Origin of the sequence: Pseudomonas sp. SJZ103 (assembly GCF_007828335.1) — a bacterium.
Lineage (GTDB): Bacteria > Pseudomonadota > Gammaproteobacteria > Pseudomonadales > Pseudomonadaceae > Aquipseudomonas.
This window is the reverse complement of the sequence record NZ_VIUN01000001.1, coordinates 354,546-380,594: the sequence shown is the minus strand read 5'-3', so window position 1 is coordinate 380,594 and position 26,049 is coordinate 354,546. Positions and strand designations below refer to the sequence as shown.

Annotated in this window: 23 protein-coding genes; 17 read left to right on the top strand and 6 right to left on the bottom strand. The window is 62.0% G+C overall.

Going from position 1 to position 26,049, the window contains the following annotated elements:
* Nucleotides 1-86: 86 nt before the first annotated feature.
* The 7 genes from FBY10_RS01965 (at nucleotide 87) to FBY10_RS01935 (ending at nucleotide 7,047) form a co-directional block, all read left to right on the top strand.
* Nucleotides 87-1,619 (top strand): MBOAT family protein, encoded by a 1,533-nt coding sequence (locus tag FBY10_RS01965; protein ID WP_053131362.1) that lies wholly within the window; start codon nucleotides 87-89, stop codon nucleotides 1,617-1,619.
* Between the two features lie 11 nt (nucleotides 1,620-1,630).
* Nucleotides 1,631-2,815 (top strand): alginate O-acetyltransferase, encoded by a 1,185-nt coding sequence (locus FBY10_RS01960; protein ID WP_145335279.1) that lies wholly within the window; start codon nucleotides 1,631-1,633, stop codon nucleotides 2,813-2,815.
* A gap of 16 nt (nucleotides 2,816-2,831) precedes the next feature.
* Nucleotides 2,832-3,488 carry an alginate O-acetyltransferase AlgF gene (locus tag FBY10_RS01955; protein ID WP_131698357.1) on the top strand — a complete coding sequence of 219 codons (657 nt, stop codon included), beginning with the start codon at nucleotides 2,832-2,834 and terminating at the stop codon, nucleotides 3,486-3,488.
* Nucleotides 3,489-3,637: 149 nt separating this feature from the next.
* Nucleotides 3,638-5,089, top strand: coding sequence for a mannose-1-phosphate guanylyltransferase/mannose-6-phosphate isomerase (locus tag FBY10_RS01950; RefSeq protein WP_027604735.1), 1,452 nt, complete (start codon nucleotides 3,638-3,640; stop codon nucleotides 5,087-5,089).
* Between the two features lie 264 nt (nucleotides 5,090-5,353).
* Complete coding sequence (locus FBY10_RS01945; protein ID WP_131698358.1) at nucleotides 5,354-5,818, top strand: multidrug transporter; 465 nt, start codon at nucleotides 5,354-5,356, stop codon at nucleotides 5,816-5,818.
* Between the two features lie 14 nt (nucleotides 5,819-5,832).
* Entirely contained in the window at nucleotides 5,833-6,645 is an 813-nt protein-coding gene (locus FBY10_RS01940) for an SDR family oxidoreductase (RefSeq protein ID WP_145335281.1), read from the top strand.
* Nucleotides 6,646-7,047 (top strand): nuclear transport factor 2 family protein, encoded by a 402-nt coding sequence (locus FBY10_RS01935; protein ID WP_145335283.1) that lies wholly within the window; start codon nucleotides 6,646-6,648, stop codon nucleotides 7,045-7,047.
* 102 nt (nucleotides 7,048-7,149) lie between these two features.
* On the opposite strand, the gene FBY10_RS01930 is transcribed toward FBY10_RS01935, so the two are convergent.
* Genes FBY10_RS01930 through FBY10_RS01915 form a run of 4 tightly spaced genes read right to left on the bottom strand, consistent with a single transcriptional unit; the run spans nucleotide 7,150 to nucleotide 11,934 of the window.
* Entirely contained in the window at nucleotides 7,150-8,010 is an 861-nt protein-coding gene (locus FBY10_RS01930) for an HlyD family secretion protein (protein ID WP_145335285.1), read from the bottom strand.
* Nucleotides 8,011-8,020: 10 nt separating this feature from the next.
* The gene (locus FBY10_RS01925) at nucleotides 8,021-8,221 is read right to left on the bottom strand and encodes a DUF1656 domain-containing protein (protein ID WP_027604741.1); all 201 of its coding nucleotides are present in this window, start codon (nucleotides 8,219-8,221) and stop codon (nucleotides 8,021-8,023) included.
* Nucleotides 8,211-10,388, bottom strand: coding sequence for an FUSC family protein (locus FBY10_RS01920; RefSeq protein WP_131698366.1), 2,178 nt, complete (start codon nucleotides 10,386-10,388; stop codon nucleotides 8,211-8,213). Before FBY10_RS01920 ends, FBY10_RS01925 begins: the two co-directional genes overlap by 11 nt.
* 10 nt (nucleotides 10,389-10,398) lie before the next feature.
* Complete coding sequence (locus FBY10_RS01915) at nucleotides 10,399-11,934, bottom strand: efflux transporter outer membrane subunit (protein ID WP_145335287.1); 1,536 nt, start codon at nucleotides 11,932-11,934, stop codon at nucleotides 10,399-10,401.
* A 183-nt stretch (nucleotides 11,935-12,117) separates the two neighbouring features.
* Here FBY10_RS01915 and FBY10_RS01910 point away from each other — a divergent pair, with 183 nt between their 5' ends.
* The 5 genes from FBY10_RS01910 (at nucleotide 12,118) to FBY10_RS01890 (ending at nucleotide 16,614) form a co-directional block, all read left to right on the top strand.
* A complete protein-coding gene (locus FBY10_RS01910; protein ID WP_094951310.1) occupies nucleotides 12,118-13,086 on the top strand; it encodes a LysR family transcriptional regulator in 969 nt (322 codons plus the stop codon).
* Nucleotides 13,087-13,299: 213 nt separating this feature from the next.
* Nucleotides 13,300-14,274, top strand: coding sequence for a D-glycerate dehydrogenase (locus tag FBY10_RS01905; protein WP_090409267.1), 975 nt, complete (start codon nucleotides 13,300-13,302; stop codon nucleotides 14,272-14,274).
* A gap of 99 nt (nucleotides 14,275-14,373) precedes the next feature.
* Entirely contained in the window at nucleotides 14,374-15,276 is a 903-nt protein-coding gene (locus FBY10_RS01900; protein WP_131698370.1) for a chemotaxis protein CheV, read from the top strand.
* Nucleotides 15,277-15,279: 3 nt separating this feature from the next.
* The gene (locus FBY10_RS01895) at nucleotides 15,280-15,762 is read left to right on the top strand and encodes an N-acetyltransferase (protein WP_145335289.1); all 483 of its coding nucleotides are present in this window, start codon (nucleotides 15,280-15,282) and stop codon (nucleotides 15,760-15,762) included.
* 108 nt (nucleotides 15,763-15,870) lie between these two features.
* On the top strand, nucleotides 15,871-16,614 hold the full coding sequence (locus tag FBY10_RS01890) for a YkgJ family cysteine cluster protein (protein WP_131698372.1): 744 nt from the start codon (nucleotides 15,871-15,873) through the stop codon (nucleotides 16,612-16,614).
* 30 nt (nucleotides 16,615-16,644) lie between these two features.
* On the opposite strand, the gene FBY10_RS01885 is transcribed toward FBY10_RS01890, so the two are convergent.
* Both FBY10_RS01885 and FBY10_RS01880 read right to left on the bottom strand, forming a co-directional pair.
* Complete coding sequence (locus FBY10_RS01885) at nucleotides 16,645-17,427, bottom strand: transporter substrate-binding domain-containing protein (protein ID WP_145335291.1); 783 nt, start codon at nucleotides 17,425-17,427, stop codon at nucleotides 16,645-16,647.
* Nucleotides 17,428-17,593: 166 nt separating this feature from the next.
* Entirely contained in the window at nucleotides 17,594-17,827 is a 234-nt protein-coding gene (locus tag FBY10_RS01880) for a hypothetical protein (protein WP_131698374.1), read from the bottom strand.
* 213 nt (nucleotides 17,828-18,040) lie between these two features.
* Here FBY10_RS01880 and FBY10_RS01875 point away from each other — a divergent pair, with 213 nt between their 5' ends.
* The 5 genes from FBY10_RS01875 (at nucleotide 18,041) to FBY10_RS01855 (ending at nucleotide 25,979) form a co-directional block, all read left to right on the top strand.
* A complete protein-coding gene (locus tag FBY10_RS01875; protein WP_131698375.1) occupies nucleotides 18,041-19,207 on the top strand; it encodes an efflux RND transporter periplasmic adaptor subunit in 1,167 nt (388 codons plus the stop codon).
* Entirely contained in the window at nucleotides 19,204-22,299 is a 3,096-nt protein-coding gene (locus tag FBY10_RS01870; RefSeq protein WP_145335293.1) for a multidrug efflux RND transporter permease subunit, read from the top strand. The genes FBY10_RS01875 and FBY10_RS01870 overlap by 4 nt, the downstream gene beginning before the upstream one ends.
* 31 nt (nucleotides 22,300-22,330) lie before the next feature.
* Nucleotides 22,331-23,008 carry a heavy metal response regulator transcription factor gene (locus FBY10_RS01865; RefSeq protein WP_145335295.1) on the top strand — a complete coding sequence of 226 codons (678 nt, stop codon included), beginning with the start codon at nucleotides 22,331-22,333 and terminating at the stop codon, nucleotides 23,006-23,008.
* Nucleotides 22,998-24,362, top strand: a complete 1,365-nt coding sequence (locus tag FBY10_RS01860) for a heavy metal sensor histidine kinase (protein WP_145335297.1) — start codon at nucleotides 22,998-23,000, stop codon at nucleotides 24,360-24,362. Before FBY10_RS01865 ends, FBY10_RS01860 begins: the two co-directional genes overlap by 11 nt.
* Before the next feature lie 288 nt (nucleotides 24,363-24,650).
* On the top strand, nucleotides 24,651-25,979 hold the full coding sequence (locus FBY10_RS01855) for an OprD family porin (protein ID WP_145335299.1): 1,329 nt from the start codon (nucleotides 24,651-24,653) through the stop codon (nucleotides 25,977-25,979).
* The last annotated feature ends 70 nt before the right edge of the window (nucleotides 25,980-26,049 follow it).

Here is a 26,049-nt window from a genome sequence, read left to right as displayed (position 1 = left end):
AATGTTGTACCGCCCTCCCCGTTTTTTCGTGGGGGGTTTGGGGGGGCTCTGGCCCTTGACTGTTGGTTAAACATGGAGAGATCGGGATGGTTTTCTCGTCCAATGTGTTCCTGTTTCTGTTCTTGCCGATCTTTCTCGGCTTGTACTACTTGAGCGGGCAACGCTATCGCAACCTGCTGCTGCTGTTGGCCAGCTACGTGTTCTACGCCTGGTGGCGAGTGGACTTCCTGGCGCTGTTTGCGGCCGTCACGCTGTGGAACTACTGGATCGGCCTCAAGGTCGGTGCCGCCGGCGTGCGCACTAAGCCGGCCCAGCGCTGGCTGCTGCTCGGCGTGGTGGTCGACCTGTGCATCCTCGGCTACTTCAAGTACGCCAACTTCGGCGTCGACAGCATCAACGTGATGATGAAGTCGGCGGGCCTGGAGCCGTTTATCCTCACCCACGTGCTGCTGCCGATCGGGATCTCGTTCTACATCTTCGAGTCCATCAGCTACATCATCGACGTGTACCGTGGCGATACCCCGGCCACCCGCAACCTCATCGACTTCGCGGCGTTCGTGGCGATCTTCCCGCACTTGATTGCCGGCCCGGTGTTGCGTTTCCGCGACCTGGCCGACCAGTTCAATAACCGCACCCACACCCTCGACAAGTTCTCCGAGGGCTGCACGCGGTTCATGCAAGGTTTCATCAAGAAGGTCTTCATCGCCGACACCCTGGCGGTGGTGGCCGACCACTGCTTCGCCCTGCAAAACCCCACCACCGGCGATGCCTGGCTGGGGGCGCTGGCCTACACCGCGCAGTTGTACTTCGACTTCTCCGGCTACAGCGACATGGCGATCGGCCTGGGCTTGATGATGGGTTTCCGCTTTATGGAAAACTTCAAGCAGCCGTACATCAGCCAGTCGATCACCGAGTTCTGGCGCCGCTGGCACATCAGCTTGTCCACCTGGCTGCGTGACTACCTGTACATCACCCTGGGCGGCAACCGTAAAGGCACGCTGACCACCTACCGCAACCTGTTCCTGACCATGCTGCTCGGTGGCCTGTGGCACGGTGCGAACATCACCTACATCGTGTGGGGTGCCTGGCACGGCATGTGGCTGGCGATTGAAAAAGCCATCGGCCTCAACACCGCACCACGCAGTTTCAACGTCCTCCGCTGGGCTTTCACTTTCCTGCTGGTGGTGATGGGCTGGGTGATCTTCCGCTCGGAAAACCTGCACGTCGCCGGCCGTATGTACGGTGCGATGTTCAGCTTTGGCGAGTGGTCGCTGTCGGAACTCAACCGCGCCAACCTCACCGGCCTGCAAGTGGCAACCCTGGTGGTGGCGTACGCAACATTGGCGTTCTTCGGCCTGCGCGACTTCTACACCAACCGCCCTGCCGAGAAAACCAAGCCGGCCGACCCGAGCCTGATCAAGGCCGTGCCGGGCGACAACCCAGGCAGCATCCACGAGCCAGGTTTCACCGTAGGTCGCGACGCTGCCGTGCAACCGGCCTACTGGACCGCTGACTGGCCACGCTACGCCATGCGCGCTGCGGTGCTGCTGCTGTTCGTGGCGTCGATTCTCAAACTGTCGGCGCAGAGTTTCTCGCCGTTCCTTTACTTCCAATTCTGAGGGAGCCGACCATGACCCGTTCATTACGCGTCCTCTATATCGGCCTGTTCCTGGTGGTGCTGCTGGCCCTGGGTGCCTGGTCGCTGCGCAGCTTCCTGGGCTTCAGCACCAACGCCGACGCGACCGTGCTCAACGGTCGCTGGACCAAGGCCGTCGAGACCCATTACGACGAGGAGTTCCCGATCAAGCGATTGGGCACCAACCTCTGGGCCGCGCTGGACTACAAGCTGTTCAATGAAGGTCGCCCTGGCGTGGTGCTGGGCCGCGATCACTGGCTGTACAGCGACGAGGAGTTCAACCCCGCCGTCAACGAAGACCAGAACCTTGAAGGCAACTACGCGCTGGTCGAAGGCGTACGCCAGAAGCTCAAGGCCCAGGGCATCCAGTTGGTGATGGCGATCGTGCCGGCCAAGGTGCGCCTGTACCCGGAACACTTGGGTGAAGTGAAACCGGCGAGCATCCACGCCAACCTGTACCAGGACTTCCACGCCCGTGTCGCCGCCGACAAGATCATCGCCCCGGACCTGCTCGGCCCGCTGCAACAGGCCAAGCTAAGCGGCAAGCAAGTGTTCCTGCGCACCGACACCCACTGGACCCCGGATGGCGCCGAAATCGCCGCTAAGCAGTTGGCTCAAACCATCGCCGATAAGACCCCGCTCCACGGCGAGCCGCAGCGTTTTGTCACCGAGGCCGAGAAGACCGAGCCGCATAAAGGCGACCTGCGTCTGTTCCTGCCCCTGGACCCGCTGTTCGAAAACCTGATGCCGCCGAAGGAGCCGCTGCAAAAACGCGTCACGCACCTGGCCGAAACCAAAGGCGACGACGCGCTGTTCAGCGACAGCGAAACCCCGGTGGCACTGGTGGGCACCAGCTACAGCGCCAACCCCAACTGGAACTTCGTCGGCGCCCTCAAGCAAGCCCTGGGCAGCGACGTGGTCAGCTACGCCGAAGACGGCCACGGCCCGATCCTGCCGATGCTCAGCTACCTGAAAAGTGACGACTTCAAGAACAGCCCGCCACAGGTGCTGATCTGGGAGTTTCCTGAACGTTATCTGCCCGTGAACAACGAAATCGGTGATGCCGACCCATCGTGGGTTGCGCAACTTAAACAAGCCGGTTCGCGCCAACAAAACATGGCAATCAACACCCCAGCTAAAAACCCAAAATCCGAGACGCCCGACCGGGCGCAAAACTGAAAGAGAGGTAACTCACATGACTTTCACTACTACTCCGCGTCGTCTCGCCAAGACCCTGGCACTGGTTGCCGGCATGAGCGTTGTATCGATGTCTGCCTTCGCCGGTGGTGACGCCGCCCTGTACGGCCCTGTCGCGCCGAAAGGCTCAAGCTTCGTACGCGTCTATAACGCCTCCAATCAGGAAGTCAGCGCGACAGTTGGCAGCACCAACCTCAACGAAGTGGCCCCACTGGCCAGCAGCGACTTCAGCTTCATGCCCGGCGGCGACTACAGCGCCAAGATCGGCAGCCAGACCGTGCCGGTCAAACTCGCCGCCGATCACTACTACACCCTGGTCAACAACAGCAGCGGCCAGCCACAGCTGATCGAAGAACCGCCGTTCAAGAACAAGCAGAAATCCCTGGTGCGCGTGCAGAACCTGAGCGACAAGGCCCTGACCTTGAAGACCGCCGACGGCAAGACCGACGTGGTCAAGTCGGTGGCCGCCAAAGGCCGTGGCGAACGTGAAATCAACCCGGTGAAGGTGAGCCTGGCGTTGTATGACGGTGACAAGAAAGTCGGCGATGTGAAGCCGGTTGCGTTGGAACGTGGTGAAGCGGCGGTGCTGTATGTCACCGGCTCGGGTTCGAGTTTGTCGCCAGTTTGGGTCAAGCGCCCGGTGTCGACCCGCTGATTAGCTTTTGAAATTGACGCTCCCCCTTGTGGGAGCGGGCTTGCTCGCGAATACGGTGGTTCAGTAACAGATGTACTGACTGAATCACCGCCATCGGGAGCAAGCCCCCTCCCACAGGCTCTGACCCAAATTGATTCAAGGAGAAACACATGATCCCAGTAATCCTTTCCGGTGGTAGCGGCTCACGTCTTTGGCCGCTTTCCCGTAAACAGTTCCCAAAACAATTCCTGGCCCTGACCGGCGAGCACACGCTGTTCCAGCAAACCCTGGAACGCCTGGTGTTCGAAGGCATGGACTCCCCGATCGTGGTCTGCAACAAGGACCACCGCTTTATCGTCAACGAGCAACTGGCCAACCGTAAGCTGGAGTGCCAGCGCATCCTGATGGAGCCCTTCGGCCGCAACACCGCGCCGGCCGTGGCCCTCACCGCGATGATGCTGGTCAACGAAGGCCGTGATGAACTGATGTTGGTGCTGCCGGCCGACCACGTGATCGACGACCAAAAAGCCCTGCAACGTGCCCTGGCCCTGGCCACCGTGGCCGCCGAGCGTGGCGAGATGGTGCTGTTCGGCGTGCCGGCGACCCGTCCGGAAACCGGCTACGGCTACATCAAGTCCACCAACGATTCGCTGCTGCCGGAAGGCGTGAGCCGCGTGCAGCAGTTCGTGGAAAAACCCGATGAAAAACGCGCCGTCGAGTTCGTCAAAAGCGGCGGTTACTTCTGGAACAGCGGCATGTTCCTGTTCCGCGCCAGCCGCTTCCTGGAAGAGCTGAAAAAGCACGACCCGGACATCTACGACACCTGCGTGCTGACCCTGGAACGCAGCCAGCAAGACGCCGACACCGTGACCTTCGACGAAGCCACCTTCGCCTGCTGCCCGGACAACTCCATCGACTACGCCGTGATGGAAAAAACCCAGCGCGCCTGCGTAGTACCGTTGAGCGCCGGTTGGAGCGACGTGGGTTGCTGGGCTTCGCTGTGGGCGGTCAACGATAAAGACGCCAACGGCAACGTCACCAAGGGCGACGTGGTGATCCAGGACAGCAAGAACTGCATGATCCACGGCAACGGCAAACTGGTGTCAGTGATCGGCCTGGAAAACATCGTCGTGGTGGAAACCAAGGACGCGATGATGATTGCCCACAAGGACAAGGTCCAGGGCGTCAAGCAGATGGTCAACACCCTCAACGAACAGGGCCGCAGCGAAACCCAGAACCACTGCGAAGTCTATCGTCCGTGGGGCTCCTACGACTCGGTGGACATGGGCGGCCGCTTCCAGGTCAAGCACATCTCGGTCAAGCCGGGCGCGTGCCTGTCGCTGCAGATGCACCACCACCGCGCCGAACACTGGATCGTGGTCAGCGGCACCGCCGAAGTCACCTGTGACGAGAACGTGTTCCTGCTCTGCGAGAACCAGTCCACCTACATCCCGATCGCTTCGGTGCACCGCCTGCGCAACCCGGGCAAGATCCCGTTGGAGATCATCGAAGTGCAATCGGGCAGCTACCTGGGCGAAGACGATATCGAGCGGTTTGAAGATATCTATGGTCGCTCGACCCCGGTTGAACGTGGCGTGTCGGTGAAAACTATCGCGCAGTAAAACAGTCGTAAAAAGAAGCCCTCGCCCAGCCCATTGCGTCCCCTATCCGCAGTGGGTTGGGTGGGGGCTTTTTGTTTGGGATTTGCGCTGGCTGGGCGGGCCTCATCGGGGGCAAGCCCCCTCCCACCTTTGATCTGCGAATACATTCAAATGTGGGAGGGGGCTTGTCCCCGATGAGGCCGGCACACCCACCACAGCACTCAAGGTAGCCAATCCCACCTACGCTTAAGTTAGGATGCTCGTTCCCTATTCGAGGTGGTCTCCATGTTCTTCGGCGTTCTCCTGATCATCACCTGGCTGATCCTCCTGCTGCGCTACCCGGCCAAGGCCCTTCCGGTTTCCCTGGCTGCCTTGGCAGGCCTGGGTTGCGTGGCCGTCTGGGTGGTCTGGCTGGACAGCCGCGAAGCCTCGCAACTGGCGCGCCTTGAACTGCGCATCAGCTACGCCCCGCAGGAATGCCCGGCTGACCGCCCCCTCAAGCTGACCCTGAACAACGGCAACGACGTGCCGCTGACCGAACTGCGCTGGCGCGTCGCCGCCTATGCGCCGGGCGACACGGTCAACCTGGCCGACAACGTCTACGCCGCTCCACGCTATCGCGGCCCCGGCGAGTTGCAGGCCGGCGCCACCTGGGACGATTGTTTGCCCACACCGCCCCTGCGCCCCGGCTACCGCCCGCAAACCCTGGAATTTCGTGCCGAGCACCTGCAAGGCAGTTTCTCGGACTGACAAAGGACTGATCCATGCCCAACGTACTCATCACCGGTTGCTCCAGCGGTATTGGCCGCGCCCTGGCCGATGCCTTCAAATCCGCCGGTTTCAACGTGTGGGCCAGCGCCCGCCGCCCGGAAGACGTCACCGCCCTAGCCGCCGCGGGTTTCAATGCAGTCGAACTCGACGTCAACGACAGTGCGGCGTTACAGCGCCTGGCCGAACAACTGGGCGAGCTGGATGTACTGGTCAACAACGCTGGCTACGGCGCCATGGGCCCGCTGCTCGATGGCGGCACCGAAGCGATGCAGCGCCAGTTCGAGACCAATGTATTTTCCATCGTCGGCGTGACCCAGGCGCTGTTCCCGGCCCTGCGCCGCAGCAAAGGCCTGGTGGTGAATATCGGCAGCGTTTCCGGCGTATTGGTCACCCCGTTTGCCGGTGCCTACTGCGCCTCCAAGGCGGCGGTGCATGCGTTGAGTGATGCATTGCGCATGGAGCTGGCACCCTTTGGTATCCGAGTGATGGAAGTGCAGCCCGGCGCCATCGATACAAGCTTTGCAAAAAACGCCGGCGCCCAGGCCGAGCTGTTGATCAACGAAAAATCGCCGTGGTGGCCATTGCGCGAGGGCATTCGCGCACGCAGCCAGGCCTCTCAGGACAAGCCCACCCCGGCCAGCGTGTTTGCAGCGGATGTGCTCAAGGCGGTGCAACAACCACAGCCGCCGCGCCTGTTGCGCTCGGGCAATGGCAGCCGGGCGTTGCCGCTGATGGCGGCGTTGTTGCCCAAGGGATTATTGGAAGCCGTGTTGAAAAAACGCTTTGGTTTGAATGGGAGTTTGTAAATGATCGACTACAGCGATTTTTTTGAAGAAGTGATCCAGACCCACGTCGAGATCGAACAATGGTTTGCCGGGGTTGCGCCAGAAGGCACCCTGCAAAGCCTGCTTGCGCGCTTCTCCCCCGACTTCAGCATGATCGCCCCCGCCACCGGTACACGCGTCAATGCAGCCGGGGTCAATGCGCTGTTCACGCGCCTGGGCGGCATGCGCCCCGGGTTGAAAATCACCTTGAGTGAAATGACCGGGATTGACCGGCATGCACGCGGGGCCACGGTGACTTATCGCGAGCATCAGGTCGATGCCAGCGGCACCCGGACGGATCGCCGGGCGACCGTGGTGTTTGAGAAACAGGCCAGTGGTGCACTGCTGTGGCGTCATCTGCATGAAACATTTATCAAGGCCTGACTCGGTCAAATGTGGGAGGGGGCTTGCTCCCGATTGCGGTGATTCAGTCAACGTATCAAGTGACTGATACTCAGCAATCGGGAGCAAGCCCCCTCCCACATTTCAGTTCGGCGTTTGGTTAACGATCACCGTGCACGTAATCCCCGCTGCCAACAACACCCCCTCCGGCACTTCATCAATGTGAATCCGCACCGGCACCCGCTGGGCCAGGCGCACCCAGTTGAAGGTCGGGTTCACATCGGCGATCAGCTCACGACTCTCCGGGTTGTCGCGGTCGTAGATGCCGCGCGAGATGCTTTCTACGTGCCCCTTCAACGTCTCGCCGCTCATCAGCTGCATGTCGGCTTTGTCACCCACCTTCACATGGGGCAATTTGGTTTCTTCGAAGAAGCCATAGACCCAGAACGAGTTCATATCGACCACGGCCATCTTGGCTTCGCCGATGCGTGCGTAGTCGCCGCGATGCACGTTGAGGTTGGTGACGTAGCCGTCCACCGCCGCCACGACCTGGGTGCGTTTCAAGTTGAGTTCGGCCGCTTCGAGTTGTGCCAGCGCGTGCTGGTAATCCGCCAGGGCCGAGTCGGCGATGTTGCTGGCGTCGTCGCGGTTTTCCCTGGAGATCACCAGGGCGTCGAGGTCGGCGCGGCGGTGGGCGTTGACCTTGCGCATTTCCCAGGTGGCTTTGCGCGAGGCGACCAGGGACTGCGCCTGCTTGACGGCGATGCGGTAGTGCTCGGGGTCGATCTGCATCAGCAGGTCGCCCTTTTTCACCAACTGGTTATCGCGCACCGGCACGTCGACCACTTCGCCGGTGACGTCGGCGGCCACGTTGATGATGTCGGCGCGCACCCGGCCGTCGCGGGTCCACGGCGTTTGCATGTAGTGCACCCACAACGTGCGGCCAATCCAGATCGCCAAAGCCAGTACCAGCAAGGTCGCGAGCAGGCTGAAAAACTTTTTCATCGGGGCATTCTCAACGGTAGACGGTCAGCGCCAGGGCGCCGAACAGGCAAACGAACAGGCTCAGGCGCAGCAACGCCGGGTGCCAGAAAAAACGGTACAGGTCGAACCCGGCCAGAAAGCGGTCCAGGGCCCAGGCCAGCGCGGCCGCGATCAGGAACATGAGGGTCATGGTCGGCATATAGATGCCGTGGAATGCGATTTCACGAGGCATTCGGGGTTCCTTTGAGGGCCGCCAGCGGTGATTGCGGGTCCAGCAACGAGGTGCGGATAAAGTGCAGGTAGCTTTTCACCCGGCGCAGGGCCGAAGTGTCGAAGTGTGGGGCGAAGGGTTCGTCGGTGGCCTGCACGCGGCTGATCGCGTGGTCGACGGCGATCAGGCCACGCTCCAGGTTGCTGGCGCTGGGTTGCAGGAACAGTCGCACCAACGAGCGGCCCATCACCCGAATCGCCTGGCGCCAGGGCTGGGATTCGGCATAGGCCGGATGCACCGGCAGGATCGCCTGTTCCTTGCGCAACTCGATGATCGCGTGACCGACTTCCAGCACCACGAACATCCAGCGCAGCAAGTCGCGTTGCACTTGCGGCTGGCCGACAGCGAGGCCGTAGGCCTGGTGCAGCAGGTCACGGGTGCGGCTTTCGAAACTCGACGCCAACCCCTTGAGCTTGCCGCTGATGGCATACACCACCTGCTCGCGCAGGTCCTGCTCCAGGCGGCGCCACAGCCAGCGGCTGTTGGGCGGCAGGATGATCGCCCCCGCCGCCGCGCACACCAGCATGCCAATGATCATGGCGATGTAGTCGTTGATAAAGGTGTAGGGGTTGTAGACGGTGAGGTTGTCCGGCACCGAGCCGGTGCTGAAGAAAATCAGCAAGCCCACGCCAACCCCGGCGTATTGCGGGCGTGAGGCGAGGAACGCACCGAGGATGATCACCGGCGCAAGCATCACGCACAGCAGCGGGAAGCCGTCGATCCACGGGAACACGAAGAACATGTCGACAAAGCCCACCAACGCGCCGATCAAGGTGCCGCAGGCCATCTGGAACGCCATGCGCTTGGGGTTGGGTGTGGCGGCGGACAAGCCGACGGTTGCGGCGGCGATCAAGGTCATGGTGGCGCCGCTGGGCCAGGCCGTGGCCACCCAATAGCTGCCCAGCACAATCAGGATGAACGACGCGCGAATCCCCGAGGCGGCGCAGGCCAGCCAGTTGGTTTTCGGGCTGAAGGTTTCGTCCCATTGCTCCCGTGCATGGCTGTGATCGGCCAGGGAGGCATGGGTTTGCGCGTAGTTGTGCAGGTCATTGACGAAGCGGTAGAGCAGCTCATAAGCGGTGTGAAAATCCAGCTGCTCGGCTTCACTCGGGTTGCCCTCCTGGAAGGTCGCACGCAGGCTGCGCACTTTGGCGGGCAGGCTGTCCTTGTAGGCGCTGAGTTGGTTGACCAGGCGTGCGGCATCGGGGCTGGTGAGGGCGCGACCGGAGAAGCCGTCGAGCACTTCGGCCAGGTCCTGCAGGCCCGGTTTAATCGCCGCCACCACATGATCCGCGGAGTCCGTGCGCAGGCGTTCGAGCAACTGGTGCAAGGCATTGAAGCGCGTGGTGATGCTCATGAACTCGCTGTTGAGGCGACTGAGCCGGCCGTTGCGCCGGCGCATGTGCGGGTCTTCGAACACCGTGAGGCTGCGCAGCCCTTCCAGGCCCACGGCCTCGGCGATAAAGCGCACGTTGCTGGCCTCGAACCCTTCACGCTGGCTGCGCCCGCGCAGGCCGTCGGTGACAAACAACGCGAACACACCAAAACGCTGATAGAGCGCGTTGCGCATCGCGGCACTGGACGTCTGCGGCAGGATCGCCGCGCTGACCAACGTGGAACACAGGATCCCCAGGGAGATTTCCAGCACCCGCCATACCGCCGCCATAAAAGCGCCATCTGGATGGGCCAGGGCCGGCAGGCCGACCATCGCTGCCGTATACCCCGCGAGCACGAAGCCGTAGGCGCGAAAGTTACGGTTGCGTGTCGCGCCAGCGGTGCAAATGCCGACCCAGATCGCCAGCGCCCCCAGGAACAACTCGGTGTTCTGCGCAAACAACGCAATCAACAACACCATCACCGCCGACCCCGCCAGGGTGCCGAGGAAACGATAGAAGCTCTTGGCGAACACCTGGCCGCTCTGGGGTTGCATCACGATAAATACGGTGATCATCGCGGTGCGCGGTTGCGGCAGTTCCAGGCGCATCGCCAGCCACAGCGTGAGGAACGCGGCGATCAGCACCTTGAAGATGTACACCCAGGTCACGCCGTCGCTGCGTGCCCAGTCAAAAAAACCACGGCGCCACTCAAGGGAATGCAGCCAGCGCAGCGGTGCAGGCAAGGGAGTCATTAAATCCTACTCAGTGGTCAAACACGGCAAGCGCCGCCGGGGTCTTGCTCGGGAGGGTCTTGGCGTCTTGCGGTACGTCTTTGCCGGCGTCGAGGCCGCCACCCAGTGCGGTCACCAGTTCGGCATGGGCGCCAAGCCGCGCGGCCTGTACCTGTTGCTCGATCTGTTGTTGGCGAAACAGCAGGGTCTGGGCATTGAGCACATTGAGGTAATCGGTCAGGCCGCGCTGGTAGGCGATCATCGCGATGTCGTAGGTCTTTTGCGCCGAGGCCACCGACTGCGCGGCAAACGAAGCTTGCTTGTCCATGGACTCGCGGCGGATCAACTGGTCGCTGATGCCCTTAAGCGCATTGACCAGGGTCTGGTTGTAGTGCGCCACTGCGATGTCATAGCCGGCGCTGGCCTCACCCAGCTCGGCACGCAGGCGACCGCCGTCGAAGATCGGCAAGCTGATCGCCGGGCCGACGGTGTAGTTGAATTTCTTGCCGGCGAGAAACGCCAGCATGCCGCCGCCGGTGGCCATGTAGCCGAGGCTGCCGACCAGGTCGACGTTAGGGTAGAAACCGGCGTGGGCGACATCGATGCCACGGGCCTGCGCCGCGACCTGCCAACGGCTGGCGACCACATCCGGGCGCTGGCCGAGCAATTGCGCGGGCAGGCTCGAGGGCAGTTTCAGTGGGGCGGCAAGGGACAGCGTCGGACGTTGCAACGTCGCGCCCTCCCCCGGCCCCTTGCCGGCCAACGCCGCCAACTGGTTGCGGCTCAGGGCGATTTCTTCGTCCAGGGCATCCAATTGGCGATGGGTTTCCGGCAGCGGTGTTTCGGCCTGGCTCACGTCGAAATGGGTGCCGATCCCGGCGTCCAGGCGTTTGTTGGCGAGGTCGAGGATCTGCTGTTGCTGGGCCAGGGTCGCCGCGACGATATCGCGGTTGGCGTAATGCAACGACAGCTGGATATAGGCGCGCACTACGTTGTTCTGCAGTTCGAGTTGGGCCTGGCGGGCTTCGGCCGCGCTCATGTGGGCCAGGTCGACGGCACGCTCGGTGGCGTTGCTTTCGCGGCCCCACAGGTCGAGGGCGTAGCTCAAACCCAGGGACGCATTGTTGTCCCAGGTGTTGGCACCGCTCAATTCACCCGGGCCGTAAAACTGATCCTTGGGCCAATTGTGGCGTTTGAGGGTGGTATCACCGTTGATCTGCAGCGACTCGGCCGATTCGGCAACCCCAGCCATGGCGCGCGCCTCCCGCACCCGCGCGGCGGCCATGGCCATGCTCGGGCTGCTTTGGGTAGCGAGTTCGACCCAGCGATTGAGCTGGGGATCGCCGTAGGCCTGCCACCATTGCGCGGTGGGCCAATGGGCGTCCTGGGCGGCGCTGCGGATCGCTTCGTCGGTGGCCAGGGTAGTCGCGTTGAGGGTCTGGCCTTGGGGGGCGATTCCTCCGGTTCCGATGCAGCCGCTGATTGATAACGATAAAGCGCAAACACTGAGAGCCTTCAGCGCTCGGTTAATGAGAGTCTTCAGCTCTCTGCTGATGCGACGCGGCACGGCGAAGGAATTCCTGAGGTGGTGTTGCGGGGGGAGGTGGCGCAATTCTAGGCGCCGCCGTGGAGGACGATAAGCTGGCATTCCTGTGAATCTTTGTTACCGTTCAAGCGATAATCCGTTGGTAGGGATCACTGGACGGCGTAACTTTCTGTCACAATTTGGCATCTCCCCTGAGAACTCTCCATGGACACTTTGCAAAACATGCGCGCCTTCAGTTGCGTGGCCGAAGCAGGCAGCTTCACCGCCGCCGCCGGGCAACTGGACACCACCACCGCCAACGTCTCGCGCGCGGTCTCCAACCTTGAGGCCCATCTGCAAACCCGCTTGCTCAATCGCACCACCCGCCGCATTGCCCTCACCGAGGCCGGTAAACGCTACCTGCTGCGCTGCGAGCAGATCCTGGCCTACGTCGAAGAAGCCGAAGCCGAAGCCAGCGATGCCCACGCTCGCCCCGCCGGGCAGCTGAAAGTGCACACCATGACCGGTATCGGCCAGCATTTCGTCATCGACGCAATTGCCCGCTACCGCCGCACCCACCCGGACGTGACCTTCGACCTGACCCTGGCCAACCGCGTGCCGGACCTGTTGGACGAGGGCTACGACGTGTCCATCGTGCTGGCCAGCGAACTGCCGGACTCGGGCTTCGTCTCCCAACGCCTGGGCATCACCTACAGCATCGCCTGCGCCTCGCCGGACTACGTCAAGGCCAAGGGCTGCGCGCAACGGCCCCAGGACTTGCTCAACCACGCCTGCCTGCGCCTGGTCAGCCCGGTGATCCAGTTGGACAAGTGGACCTTCAACGGCCCCGAAGGCCAGGAGAGCGTGGCGATCAATACATCGCCGTTCCTGGTCAACTCGGCCGACGCGATGAAAACCGCGATCACCAGCGGCATGGGCGTCGGCCTGTTGCCGGTGTATGCGGCCATCGAAGGCCTGCGCAACGGCACATTGGTGCGGGTCATGCCCACCTACCGTTCCCAGGAACTGAACCTGTACGCCATCTACCCCTCGCGCCAGTACCTGGATGCGAAGATCAAGACCTGGGTGGAATACCTGCGCGGCTCGCTGCCTGAGATCCTGGCGGCGCACCAGGCAGAGCTGGTGGCGTATGAATTGAGCGGCAGCCTGAGCGGTGCGCGGCTGGCGAACTGATTTCTACCAGGCGATACAGGTCAAATGTGGGAGGGGGCTTGCTCCCGATGGCAGTGGATCGGTCAATACATCTGGCGACTGACGCACCGCTATCGGGAGCAAGCCCCCTCCCACATTTTTCCCTGTCCACTTTAGGTCTGCAGTGTCCTGACAACAGTGGCAAGGAATGTTAGCTTGCTTGGCATTCTTCCGTAGTCGATGAGCCCGCCTGCAATGAAAAAGACCGTCCTCGCCTTCAGCCGTGTCACCCCGGAAATGATCGAACGCCTGCAACAGGATTTCGACGTAATCGCGCCCAACCCCAAGCTGGGCGATATCAACGCTCAATTCAATGAAGCCCTGCCCCACGCCCACGGTTTGATCGGCGTGGGTCGCAAGCTGGGCCGCGCGCAGCTCGAAGGCGCGAGCAAGCTGGAGGTGGTGTCCAGTGTGTCGGTGGGCTACGACAACTACGACGTGCCGTACTTCAACGAGCGCGGGATCATGCTCACCAACACCCCGGACGTACTCACCGAAAGCACCGCTGACCTGGCCTTCGCCCTGCTGATGAGCAGCGCGCGTCGGGTGGCCGAGCTGGACGCCTGGACCAAGGCCGGACAATGGAAAGCCAGCGTCGGCGCGCCGCTGTTTGGCTGTGACGTGCATGGCAAGACCCTCGGCATCGTCGGTATGGGCAATATCGGCGCGGCCGTGGCCCGTCGTGGACGCCTGGGCTTCAATATGCCGATCCTGTACAGCGGCAACAGCCGCAAGACCGCGCTGGAACAGGAACTGGGCGCGCAGTTCCGCAGCCTGGACCAGTTGCTGGCCGAGGCGGATTTCGTGTGCCTGGTGGTGCCGTTGAGCGACAAGACCCGCCACCTGATCAGCACCCGCGAATTGGGTCTGATGAAGTCCAGCGCGATTCTGATCAATATCTCCCGTGGTCCGGTGGTCGACGAACCGGCGCTGATCCAGGCCCTGCAAAACCAGACCATTCGCGGCGCCGGGCTGGATGTGTATGAACAGGAGCCGTTGGCCGAGTCGCCACTGTTCCAGTTGAGCAATGCGGTGACCCTGCCGCACATCGGCTCGGCGACCCATGAAACCCGCGAAGCCATGGCCAACCGCGCGTTGGACAACCTGCGCAGCGCCCTGCTGGGCCAGCGTCCGCAGGATCTGGTGAACCCGCAGGTGTGGAAGGGCTGAGACGGGCCCAACCCGAAACAAAATCGGGTTAAAGCCTGGCTCTCCCGAGTCGATAACCTTCAATAGAAGTTCGTCATCCCTGATCCACAGAAGGTTTTTATGTCCACCACCAAAGCCCGCGCAGACTCACTCTCGCTTCTGCTCTTTACCTTGCGCAGCGGCAAACTCATGGCCATCAACCTGCTGAAAGTCAGTGAAATCATCCCTTGCCCGCCGCTGACCAAGCTTCCGGAGTCCCATCCGAACGTCAAAGGCATCGCCACCCTACGAGGCAATTCGTTGGCGGTGATCGACCTGAGTCGCGCCCTGGGGGAAATGCCCCTGGAAGACCCGGACGGCGGCTGCCTGATCGTCACCGACGTGAGCCGTTCCAAGCAGGGCCTGCATGTGCAGGCCGTGAGCAAGATCGTGCACTGCCTGACCACCGATATCCGCCCGCCACCCTACGGCTCCGGCGGCAACCGGGCGTTTATCACCGGGGTAACCCAGGTGGAAGGCGGGCTGGTGCAGGTGCTGGACATCGAAAAAGTCATCCACGGTATCGCCCCGGCGCCGATTGAAGCGGCGCCCACCGACCTGACCATGGAAGAGGCGGAAGTGCTCGGCAATGCGCGGATCCTGGTTGTGGATGACAGCCAGGTCGCCTTGCAGCAGTCGGTGCATACCTTGCGCAACCTCGGCCTGACCTGCCACACCGCGCGCAGCGCCAAGGAAGCCATCGATGTGCTGCTGGAGCTGCAAGGCACGGCCGCGCAGATCAATGTGGTGGTGTCGGACATCGAGATGTCCGAAATGGATGGTTATGCCCTGACCCGCACCCTGCGCGAAACCCCGGACTTCCAGGATCTTTACGTGTTGCTGCACACCTCCCTGGACAGCGCGATGAACAGCGAAAAGGCGCGCCTGGCCGGTGCCAACGCCGTGCTGACCAAGTTCTCCTCGCCCGAACTGACCAAGTGCCTGGTGGTCGCCGCCCAGACCGTGGCGCAACAGGGGCTGTAACCGGTGGCGGAGTATTTCCAACTGCTGCGCCGCGACCTAACCGGCAGCCTGCCTGCGCCGCAATGGCCGGCCCATACACAGTTGGATCATTACCGCGACGAGCGGGCCCCGGCGATCCATGCGGTGCTGCGCATGACCCAGGAACAAGGTGGTGGCCGCGTTCCCCCTCTGAAAGCCTGGCAGCATCTGTTCGTCAGCGATGCCGAATTCGATCCCACGCTATGCCTGGTGGCCAGCAACGGCGATGGCATTCTCGGTGTGGCGCAGTGCTGGACCAGCGCATTTATCAAGAACCTGTCCGTGCATCCTTGCGCTCAAGGCCAGGGCTTGGGCCGGGCGTTGTTGCTGCACTGCTTCCAGGTGTTCAAGCAGCGCGGCGAACCTTATGTCGACCTCAAGGTGCTGGAGAGCAATCTGCGTGCGCGACAACTGTACGAAAGCTCGGGCATGGTCTTTGTGCTGCGGGACGTGGTCGCCGACGACTGACAGGCGCTGGCGCATAACTTGCTTCCAGAGCAGTACAACGGTGGACAGAGGTAAAAACCCGTCACCGTTATTGCGTACCCTCTGACATAGCCTGGTGACAGATCCGCCATGAACACCCATTTTTCCTGCGTCGGCTGCGGCAAATGCTGCACCGACCATCACGTCCCCCTGACCCTCGCGGAAGCCCGTATGTGGGCGGCGGACGGCGGTAACGTCATTGTTCTGGTAGAGGGTTTCCTCGGAAATGGCCTGGGCCTGCCTCAGCAGCAGCGCGAACATGCCGAGCGCCGTTCGGTGGTGGTACCCAGCGGCAACACCGAGGCGTTTGTGGCCATCACCTTTGCCGCCTATAACGTCGGGCGCTGCCGGAATCTTGACGCAGACAACCTGTGCCGCATCTATGAGCGTCGCCCGTTGGTGTGCCGCATCTACCCGATGGAGATCAACCCGCATATCCCGCTCAACCCCGCCGCCAAGGATTGCCCGCCGGAATCCTGGGAACAGGGCCCGGCGTTGATCGTCGGTGGTGAATTGATAGATCAGGAACTGGTGGAACTGATCCACCGCTCACGCCAGGCCGACCGAGACGACGTGCAGACCAAGGAGGCCGTGTGCGCGTTGCTCGGCATTCGAACCACGGCGCTCAAGGGGGATGGGTTTACCGCCTACCTGCCGGACATGGGCGCATTTGCCCAGGCGATTGAGCGGGCAGTCGACCGGCCTGCCGTGGCCAATGAATGGGTGTTTCATGTATCGGGGATGGACATCGCCGAGCAGTTGCTGGACGCCGGCGCGCAGATTGCCACCGAGGTGCCGGCCAACTATGCGTTTATTTCGCTGCGGGCCGCCTAAACCTCACTGGCCACATCGCGCGGCGGTCGATCACTGCTCGGCAGGAACGGCGTCAAGGCGGTAGGGCTGGATGATCCGCTGGTACTCGCCATTCTGCTTCAGCTGTTCAAGGGCGCAGTTAAGTTCGTTGCGCAATGCCGTGTCGGGCTTGCGCACCGCGATGGCCACGCCATCACCCAGTAACGTCGACGAAATGGCGGGGCCGACGAAGTCGAAATCCTGACCGTCTTCAGTGTCGAGCAGAGCTTCACGAATTTCGACGGTGCCTTGCAGGGTCGCGTCAATTTCGTCGGCTATTAGGCTGCGGACCAATTCACTATTGAGCCAGAAACTCTTGACGATGACGCCCTTGGGTGCCCACGCCGACCGCGCAAAGGCCTCGCGATTGCTCCCCAGCAACACGCCGACGCGCTTGCCCTTGAGCGACTTTGCACGCGGCTGCAAGCCTGACGTGCTGCGGGCCACCAGACGCGTGGTGAAGGGGTAGAGGTTATCGGTGAAGCTCACCCAGCGCCGCCGTTGCGACGTAGGTGCCATCCCCATGATTGCGTCGAATTTTCTGGCTTCAAGGGAGGTGAAGTCTTCGGCAAGCACCTGGTCGACCCAGATGCAGCGTGCATTCAACTGCACGCACAGGGCGTTGCCCAGCTCGATATTCAAGCCTATCAACTGCCCTTGCGGGTCGCGGCTCTGGAAGGGGGGGAATTGGGCGGCAACAGCAAAACGGATTTCGCGACGTGGTTGATCATCAGCCGCAGAGGCATCAGCCAAAAGCAACAGGGCAAGCACTACACAAATGTGTATCAGGGCCAAGGGAGACGTCCTTTTCCGGAAAGACCAGCATCACCCCACTCCCCCCTGAAACCACTGGGGCAGAGCAAAGGCTGTGCAAGCTTTCAAGAAACGGTCGTAGACCTACAATCAGAAATTTCAGCAGAAACTGTAGGCAATAGTCGACACAACGTGCGACTTGTTAACCTCAGCGTTTACCCATCGAACGACGCGTACCCGGCGGTGCCATGCCTGGCGACTTGGTATGGCCGTTCTTGGCGCCGTTTTTGTACCACGGTTGGGCCGCATTCCTGGCCCCAGCCAGCTCACCCGGCTTGAACGGAAACTTGAACGCCGGGATCTCGGCTTTTTCAACGCCTTCGGCGTTGGCCGGATCGACGATGTCGGTCGCTTCAACAGGGGGTTGTGTCGGGGAAGTCATGAAAGCTCCGGAGCGTGCAAAAAATGATGCGAGGCCGGCTTGCGGGCCACACTGGCGCGCAGTATACCTGCGAGCTTCAGATCTTTAACCACCACCTGTACGAATGGTCGGAGTTTGCTGACAGCGCTGTCAGTTAGCCGTCACCGTGCTGACCGGGTTGAAGGGCTATAAAGACCGCTCACTCTCCCCATCCTTTGCCCCGGCGCCTCACCCATGCACATTCAACGAAAAACTGCCCTGATCGTGGGTGTCCTCGTGGTCGTGGCGGTTGCAGCCTGGGCGCTGACCCGCCCAGCCAAGGCCAGACTGGCGGCACCGACCGCGATCCCGGTGCGGGTGGTGAGCGTAGCGCAGCAGGACATTCCACGCTTTGTCAGCGGCATCGGCACGGTGTTGTCCTTGCACAGCGTGGTCATTCGCCCACAAGTCGACGGCATTCTCACCCAATTGCTGGTCAAGGAAGGCCAGTTGGTCAAGGCCGGCGACTTGCTGGCCAGAATCGATGATCGCTCGATCCGCGCCAGCCTCGACCAGGCCAAGGCACAGCTGGGCGAGAGCCAGGCGCAGTTGCAGGTGGCGCTGGTCAACCTCAAGCGCTACAAGGAATTGAGCGTCGACGACGGCGTGTCCAAGCAGACCTACGACCAGCAACAAGCGCTGGTCAACCAACTCAAGGCCACCGCCCAAGGTAACCAGGCCGCGATCGATGCGGCCCAGGTCCAGCTTTCCTATACCCAGATTCGCTCCCCCGTCAGTGGCCGCGTCGGTATTCGCAATGTGGATGAAGGCAACTTCCTGCGTACCAGCGATACCCAGGGCCTGTTCTCCGTGACCCAGATCGACCCGATTGCCGTTGAGTTCTCTCTGCCGCAACAGATGCTGCCGACCCTGCAAGGCCTGATCGCCGCACCTACCCAGGCCAGCGTCGACGCCTACCTGGGTGCCGACACCGACGGCCAGACCGGTGATTTACTGGGAGAAGGCCACTTGAGCCTGATCGACAACCAGATCAGCTCCACCACCGGCACCCTGCGCGCCAAGGCCGAGTTCAACAACGCCTCGCAACGCCTGTGGCCGGGGCAACTGGTGACGATCAAGATCCAGACGGCCCTCGACAAAAATGCCTTGGTGGTGCCGCCGACCGTGGTGCAACGCGGCCTGGATTCGCACTTCGTGTACCGGGTCAATGGCGACAAGGTTGAGGTGGTGCCGGTGCAAGTCACCTATCAAAACAGTGACGTGAACATCATCAAGGGCGTGCAGGCCGGTGACGTGCTGGTCAGTGATGGCCAGTCGCGGCTCAAGGCCGGTGCCCAGGTGGAGGTGCTCAAGGAACCCCCGCAGGTGATCCAGACCGTCGACGCCAAGGTGCAGCCATGAACGGCAGCCGTTCACCCTCGGCCTGGTGCGTCGACCACCCGGTCGCCACCCTGCTGCTGACCTTCGCCCTGGTGCTGCTCGGGATCATTGCCTTCCCGCGCCTGGCCATCGCGCCGCTGCCGGAGGCGGAATTTCCGACGATCCAGGTCACCGCACAATTGCCCGGCGCCAGCCCGGACACCATGGCCTCCTCGGTGGCGACGCCGCTGGAAGTGCAGTTCAGCGCCATCCCCGGCATGACCCAGATGACCTCCAGCAGTGCCTTGGGCTCAAGCCTGTTGACGCTGCAATTCACCCTCGACAAGAGCATCGACACCGCCGCGCAAGAAGTGCAGGCGGCGATCAACACCGCATCCGGCAAGCTGCCCAGCGACATGCCAAGCCTGCCCACCTGGAAGAAAGTCAACCCGGCGGACAGCCCGGTACTGATCCTCAGTGTCAGCTCCGACAGCATGCCCAGCACCGAGCTGAGTGACTATGTGGAAACCCTGCTGGCGCGGCAGATCAGCCAGATCGACGGCGTCGGCCAGATCAACATCACCGGCCAGCAACGCCCGGCGATCCGCGTGCAGGCCTCCCCCGACAAACTCGCGGCCATCGGCCTGACCCTGGCCGATATACGCCTGGCCATCCAGCAATCGAGCCTCAACCTGGCCAAGGGTGCGATCTATGGCGAAAACAGCGTGTCGACCCTGTCGACCAACGACCAACTGTTCCATCCGGAGGACTACGCGCAGTTGATCGTGTCCTACAAGGACGGCGCACCGGTGCAACTGCGCGATATTGCCAAAGTCATCAACGGTTCGGAAAACGCCTACGTGCAGGCCTGGTCCGGCGACACTCCGGGGGTCAATCTGGTGATTTCGCGCCAGCCAGGCGCCAACATTGTCGAGACGGTGGACCGCATCCAGGCCGAGCTGCCGCGCCTGCAAGGCATGCTGCCGGCCTCGGTGCAGGTCAGCGTATTGTCTGACCGCACCAAGACCATCCGCGCGTCCCTGCATGAAGTGGAAGTGACCCTGCTGATCGCCATCCTGCTGGTGGTGGCGGTGATGGCGCTGTTCCTGCGCCAGTTGTCGGCGACGCTGATTGTGTCCAGCGTGCTCGGCGTGTCGCTGGTCGCCAGCTTTGCGCTGATGTACTTGATGGGCTTCAGTCTGAACAACCTGACCCTGGTGGCGATCGTGATCGCCGTGGGCTTTGTGGTGGACGATGCCATCGTGGTGGTGGAGAACATTCACCGCCACCTTGAGGCGGGGCTCGACAAGCGCGAAGCGGCGATCAAGGGCGCCGGCGAGATTGGCTTTACCGTGGTGTCCATCAGCTTCTCGCTGGTGGCGGCGTTTATTCCGCTGCTGTTCATGGGCGGTGTGGTCGGACGGTTGTTCAAGGAATTCGCGCTGACGGCCACCTCGACCATCCTGATTTCGGTGGTGGTCTCGTTGACCCTGGCGCCGACATTGGCGGCGCTGTTCATGCGTGCCCCGACCCATCCCGCCCACGATAAACCCGGCTTCAGCGAGCGCCTGCTGGCCGGCTATGCGCGCAACCTGCGCCGCGCGCTGGCCCATCAACGCACCATGGCCGCCATTTTCGTGGTGACCCTGGCCCTGGCCGTGGTCGGCTACGTGTTTATCCCCAAGGGCTTCTTTCCGGTACAGGACACCGGCTTTGTGCTCGGGACCAGCGAAGCGGCGGCCGATGTGTCGTACCCGGACATGGTGGCCAAGCACAAGGCCCTGGCCGAGATCGTCAAGGATGACCCCGCGGTGCAGGCGTTTTCCCATTCGGTGGGTGTGACCGGCAGCAACCAGACCATCGCCAATGGCCGCTTCTGGATTGCCTTGAAAGACCGGGGTGATCGCGACGTGTCCGCCAGCCAGTTTATCGACCGCATCCGGCCCAAGCTCGCAAAAGTGCCGGGCATCGTGCTGTACCTGCGCGCCGGCCAGGACATCAACCTCAGCTCCGGCCCCAGCCGTGCCCAGTACCAGTACGTACTCAAGAGCAATGACGGCCCGACACTCAACACCTGGACCCAGCGCCTGACCGAAAAACTGCGCGCCAACCCGGCGTTTCGCGACCTGTCCAACGACCTGCAACTGGGCGGCAGCATTACCCATATCAGCATCGACCGGCAGGCCGCCGCGCGCTTTGGCCTGACCGCCACCGATGTCGACCAGGCGCTGTACGACGCTTTCGGTCAGCGCCAGATCAACGAGTTCCAGACCGAGATCAACCAGTATCAGGTAGTGCTGGAGCTGGACACCCAACAGCGCGGCAAGGCCGAAAGCCTGAACTACTTCTACCTGCGCTCGCCGTTGACCAACGAGATGGTGCCGTTGTCGGCAGTGGCCAAGGTCGACCCACCGACCGTGGGGCCTTTGTCCATCAGCCATGACGGCATGTTCCCCGCCGCCAACTTGTCGTTCAACCTGGCACCCGGTGTGGCGCTGGGTGACGCGGTGATCATGCTCAACCAGGCCAAGAATGAAATCGGCATGCCGACCACCATCATCGGCAACTTCCAGGGCGCGGCCCAGGCGTTCCAGAGTTCGCTGGCCAGCCAGCCCTGGCTGATCCTCGCGGCGCTGGTGGCGGTCTACATCATTCTGGGTGTGTTGTATGAGAGCTTCGTGCACCCGCTGACGATTATCTCCACCTTGCCCTCGGCGGGGTTGGGCGCGCTGATCATGCTGTCGCTGATGGGCCGGGACTTTTCGATCATGGCGCTGATCGGCCTGGTGTTGCTGATCGGCATCGTGAAGAAGAACGGCATCCTGATGATCGACTTTGCCCTGGAGGCCCAGCGCGTCAGGGGCATGTCGCCGGAAGATGCGATCTACGAAGCCTGCGTCACGCGGTTCCGCCCGATCATCATGACCACCCTCGCCGCCCTGCTCGGCGCGGTGCCACTGATGCTCGGCGCCGGCCCCGGCGCGGAAATGCGCCAGCCCCTGGGGATCGCGGTGGTCGGTGGCTTGCTGGTGAGCCAGGCGCTGACGCTGTTCACCACACCGGTCATATACTTGTACCTTGAGAAATTTTTCCACCGGCCCAAACCAGCTGCCGAGCTGGCGACCACACACTGAGGCCAAGGCACCGCCCTGGAGCAAAAGGCTCATGCGCGTACTGATTGTTGAAGATGAAGAAAAAACCGCCGACTACCTGCACCGTGGCCTGACGGAGCAAGGCTACGCCGTCGACGTGGCGCGCGAGGGCGTCGAGGGCCTGCACCTGGCGCTGGAGAACGATTACGCGGTGATCGTGCTCGACGTGATGCTGCCTGGCCTCGACGGCTTTGGCGTGTTGCGCGCATTACGTGCGCGCAAGCAAACGCCGGTGATCATGCTCACCGCCCGTGAGCGCGTGGAAGACCGTATCCGCGGGCTACGCGAAGGTGCCGACGATTACCTCGGCAAACCGTTTTCATTCCTTGAACTGGTGGCGCGCCTGCAAGCCCTGACCCGCCGCAGCGGCGGCCACGAGCCCGTGCAAGTGACCGTGGCCGACCTGTGGATCGACCTGATCAGCCGCAAGGCCAGCCGCAATGGCCAGCGCCTGGACTTGACCGCCAAAGAGTTCTCGCTGCTCAGCGTATTGGCGCGGCGCCAGGGCGAGATCCTCTCCAAGACATCGATCGCAGAAATGGTCTGGGACATCAATTTCGACAGCGACGCCAACGTCGTGGAAGTGGCGATCAAGCGCCTGCGCGCCAAGCTTGACGGGCCGTTCGAACACAAGCTGCTGCACACCATTCGCGGCATGGGTTATGTACTGGAGAATCGCAGTGTCGGCTAACTCCATTGCCCTGCGCCTCAGCAGCATGTTCACCTTGGTGGCGGCGCTGATATTCCTGTTGATCGGCGGCGCGCTGTATCAGCAGGTAGACCGCAGCCTGGGCTTGCTACCCGGGGCGGAGCTGGATGCGCGCTACAGCGTGTTGGAATCCTCCGTGAACCGCTTCGGCACACCGGACCATTGGGTGAAGATTCAAGCCAAGCTCAAATTATTGGGTGAGGAAGACAAGCGTATTCGCTTCTGGGTCGTCAGCAGCGATCCGAACTACGAGTATGGCAACCCCGACGCGCAGATCCGCGCCTTCGCCGAAGGCCCAACGGGTAAGCGCGATCTGCGCCTGCCGGGGCGCGACTACCCATTCAAAGTGCTGGTGAGCCAGTTCCCGGCCAAGGACCTACGCCCGCCGTTGCGTTTCATGATCGCCATCGACACCGAAAACTTCCGTGCCACCCAGCACCATCTGCTGGTGGCTTTGGTCAGTCTGGCGCTGGTCGGCGTGGTGCTGGCAGCGCTGCTGGGGTTCTGGGTTTCGCGCATTGGCCTCAAGCCGCTGAGCAAACTTTCGGATGAAGCGCAGAAGCTGGCGCCGCCGAAGCTCTCCGGGCGCCTGCAACTGTCGCCGCTGCCGCCGGAGCTGAGTCAGTTCGTCAACTCATTCAACGCCACCCTGGACCGCGTGGAACAGGCTTACTCGCGACTGGAGTCGTTCAACGCCGACGTCGCCCACGAACTGCGCTCGCCACTGACCAACCTGATCGGCCAGACCCAGGTTGCCCTGACACGCGGGCGTTCAGCCGAGCATTACTTCGAGGTGTTGCAATCCAATCTCGAAGAACTGGAGCGCCTGCGCTCGATCATCAACGACATGCTGTTCCTCGCCAGCGCCGACCAGGGCAGCAAGGCCACCAAGCTGATTGAAAGCTCATTGGCCGACGAGGTCGCCACCACCCTCGACTACCTGGACTTCATCCTCGAAGACGCCCAGGTCCGGGTGCAGGTCCACGGCGACGCCCAGGTGCAGATCGAAAAAGCCCACTTGCGCCGCGCCCTGATCAACCTGCTGAGCAATGCGGTGCAGCACACCGCGCCCGGGCAGGTGATCGACGTGAACATTGATGTGCTGGAGCATCAGGTCGCCATCGGCGTGACCAACCCTGGCGAGGTGATCGCCAGCGAACACCTGCCACGCTTGTTCGAACGCTTCTATCGGGTGGATGCGTCGCGCAGCAACAGCGGGGCGAACCACGGTTTGGGCCTGGCCATCGTCAAGGCAATTGCGCTGATGCATGGCGGCGATGTGTTCGTGCGCAGCGACGTCAGTGGCAATACCTTCGGCATTACCTTGCCGGTCTAGACACCTCTCACATGGCCTTCAGCATCACTGTTGCGATTTGGGCAACAGTCATTATCTTGTTACACTCTGTATCGCAGCGCTCGCCTGCGTTAATTTGACGCATCGATGAGCGCGACGGCAAAGGCAGCTGACCCGCTTACCCGAATTTCCCTCGACTTATTTCCAGGGCTCTACACTGGGAATCTGTCTTAAAGCCGCTGACTTCAGCGGCTTTTTTTTGCCGTAAAAAAAGGCCAGGCACACCCCCACGACATTGGCCGTTTTCGATTGACCAAAGGAGCTGTACCGGTGAAGAACTCGCTGACGTTCACCCCGTTATTCCTCGCGATTGCAGCAACGATCGTTCCCCTTGCCCACGCGGCAGACACCACTCCCGCCGACGGATTCGTCGAAGGCTCGCACCTCAACATCAACACCCGCAACTACTACATGAACCGCGACCGTCGCGACATCCACACCGATGACAGCAAGGAGTGGGGCCAAGGTTTTATTGGCACCTTCGAATCCGGCTACACCCAGGGCACCGTCGGCTTCGGTCTGGACGCCCACGCCATGCTCGGCCTCAAGCTCGACGGCGGTGGCGGCACCGACGGTTCCAGCATCCTTCCCTACGGCAGCACTGACGGCAGCGGTAAAGCGCCCGGTTCGTTCTCCACCGCAGGGGGTACCTTGAAGATGCGCGCCTTCGATACCGAGTTGAAGGCCGGTGACCTGTTCCTCAACAACCCGGTGATCGCCGGCGGCATGACGCGCATGCTGCCGCAGACCTTCCGGGGCGTAAGCCTGACCAACCACAGCCTCGACGGCTGGATGCTCGAAGGCGGCCAGGCCAGCTTCACCAAGCTCTACAACCAGAGCGGCCACCGACGCATCGGCACCAGCTATGGCGCATTGCCCAGTAACGCTGACAGCAAGCACATGAATTGGGCGGGCGTGTCGTTCAGCGGCATCCCGGGAGTGACCAGCAACCTGTACGCTTCCGAACTCAAGGACGTGTGGCACCAGTACTACTACGACCTGGACTACACCTATGCGTTGAATGACCTGGTCAGCCTCAACCCGGGCCTGCACTACTACCACACCCAGGACACCGGACAGTCGCTGCTCGGTGATATCGACAACAACACCTATAGCCTGCATTTCACCGTCGGCGTGGGTCACCACAGCGTCACCGCCGCCTACCAGCGGGTCAACGGCAACACGCCGTTCGACTACATCAGCCAGGGCGACAGCGTGTACCTGGACAACTCCCAGCAATACTCGGACTTCAACGGCCCCAACGAACGCTCGTGGAAGCTCAAGTACGCCTACGACTTTGCCGGCCTCGGCATGCCCGGCCTGACCTCGGCGGTGTCCTATATCAGCGGCAAGACCGACCTGACCAAGGTCGACCCGCAAAGCCGTGGCTACAGTGCCTGGTACAGCGCCGATGGCAAGGACGCCAAACACTGGGAACGGGATATCGATTTGAAGTATGTGGTGCAGGGCGGCAAGGCCAAGGACTTGGCGGTGCGCCTGCAATGGGCGACCAATCGTGGCAGCAATGGCTACTCGGCGGTGGATCGGGATGTGGATGAATACCGGGTGATCGTCGACTATCCGATCAACGTGTTCTGACACTCGGATCTTTCTTTTTTACCGAGTATTTAATTTTCATCGGGTACAACTAAACTGCCAGTATTGTCCC

Coding starts and splice junctions, on each gene's coding strand:
- FBY10_RS01925 (WP_027604741.1), bottom strand. CDS start 8,221: ATGCCTCGTGAAATCGCATTCCACGGCATCTATATGCCGACCATGACC.
- FBY10_RS01945 (WP_131698358.1), top strand. CDS start 5,354: ATGTTCTTCGGCGTTCTCCTGATCATCACCTGGCTGATCCTCCTGCTG.
- FBY10_RS01955 (WP_131698357.1), top strand. CDS start 2,832: ATGACTTTCACTACTACTCCGCGTCGTCTCGCCAAGACCCTGGCACTG.
- FBY10_RS01965 (WP_053131362.1), top strand. CDS start 87: ATGGTTTTCTCGTCCAATGTGTTCCTGTTTCTGTTCTTGCCGATCTTT.
- FBY10_RS01910 (WP_094951310.1), top strand. CDS start 12,118: ATGGACACTTTGCAAAACATGCGCGCCTTCAGTTGCGTGGCCGAAGCA.
- FBY10_RS01870 (WP_145335293.1), top strand. CDS start 19,204: ATGAACGGCAGCCGTTCACCCTCGGCCTGGTGCGTCGACCACCCGGTC.
- FBY10_RS01890 (WP_131698372.1), top strand. CDS start 15,871: ATGAACACCCATTTTTCCTGCGTCGGCTGCGGCAAATGCTGCACCGAC.
- FBY10_RS01920 (WP_131698366.1), bottom strand. CDS start 10,388: ATGACTCCCTTGCCTGCACCGCTGCGCTGGCTGCATTCCCTTGAGTGG.
- FBY10_RS01950 (WP_027604735.1), top strand. CDS start 3,638: ATGATCCCAGTAATCCTTTCCGGTGGTAGCGGCTCACGTCTTTGGCCG.
- FBY10_RS01880 (WP_131698374.1), bottom strand. CDS start 17,827: ATGACTTCCCCGACACAACCCCCTGTTGAAGCGACCGACATCGTCGAT.
- FBY10_RS01960 (WP_145335279.1), top strand. CDS start 1,631: ATGACCCGTTCATTACGCGTCCTCTATATCGGCCTGTTCCTGGTGGTG.
- FBY10_RS01905 (WP_090409267.1), top strand. CDS start 13,300: ATGAAAAAGACCGTCCTCGCCTTCAGCCGTGTCACCCCGGAAATGATC.
- FBY10_RS01930 (WP_145335285.1), bottom strand. CDS start 8,010: ATGAAAAAGTTTTTCAGCCTGCTCGCGACCTTGCTGGTACTGGCTTTG.
- FBY10_RS01865 (WP_145335295.1), top strand. CDS start 22,331: ATGCGCGTACTGATTGTTGAAGATGAAGAAAAAACCGCCGACTACCTG.
- FBY10_RS01900 (WP_131698370.1), top strand. CDS start 14,374: ATGTCCACCACCAAAGCCCGCGCAGACTCACTCTCGCTTCTGCTCTTT.
- FBY10_RS01875 (WP_131698375.1), top strand. CDS start 18,041: ATGCACATTCAACGAAAAACTGCCCTGATCGTGGGTGTCCTCGTGGTC.
- FBY10_RS01935 (WP_145335283.1), top strand. CDS start 6,646: ATGATCGACTACAGCGATTTTTTTGAAGAAGTGATCCAGACCCACGTC.
- FBY10_RS01940 (WP_145335281.1), top strand. CDS start 5,833: ATGCCCAACGTACTCATCACCGGTTGCTCCAGCGGTATTGGCCGCGCC.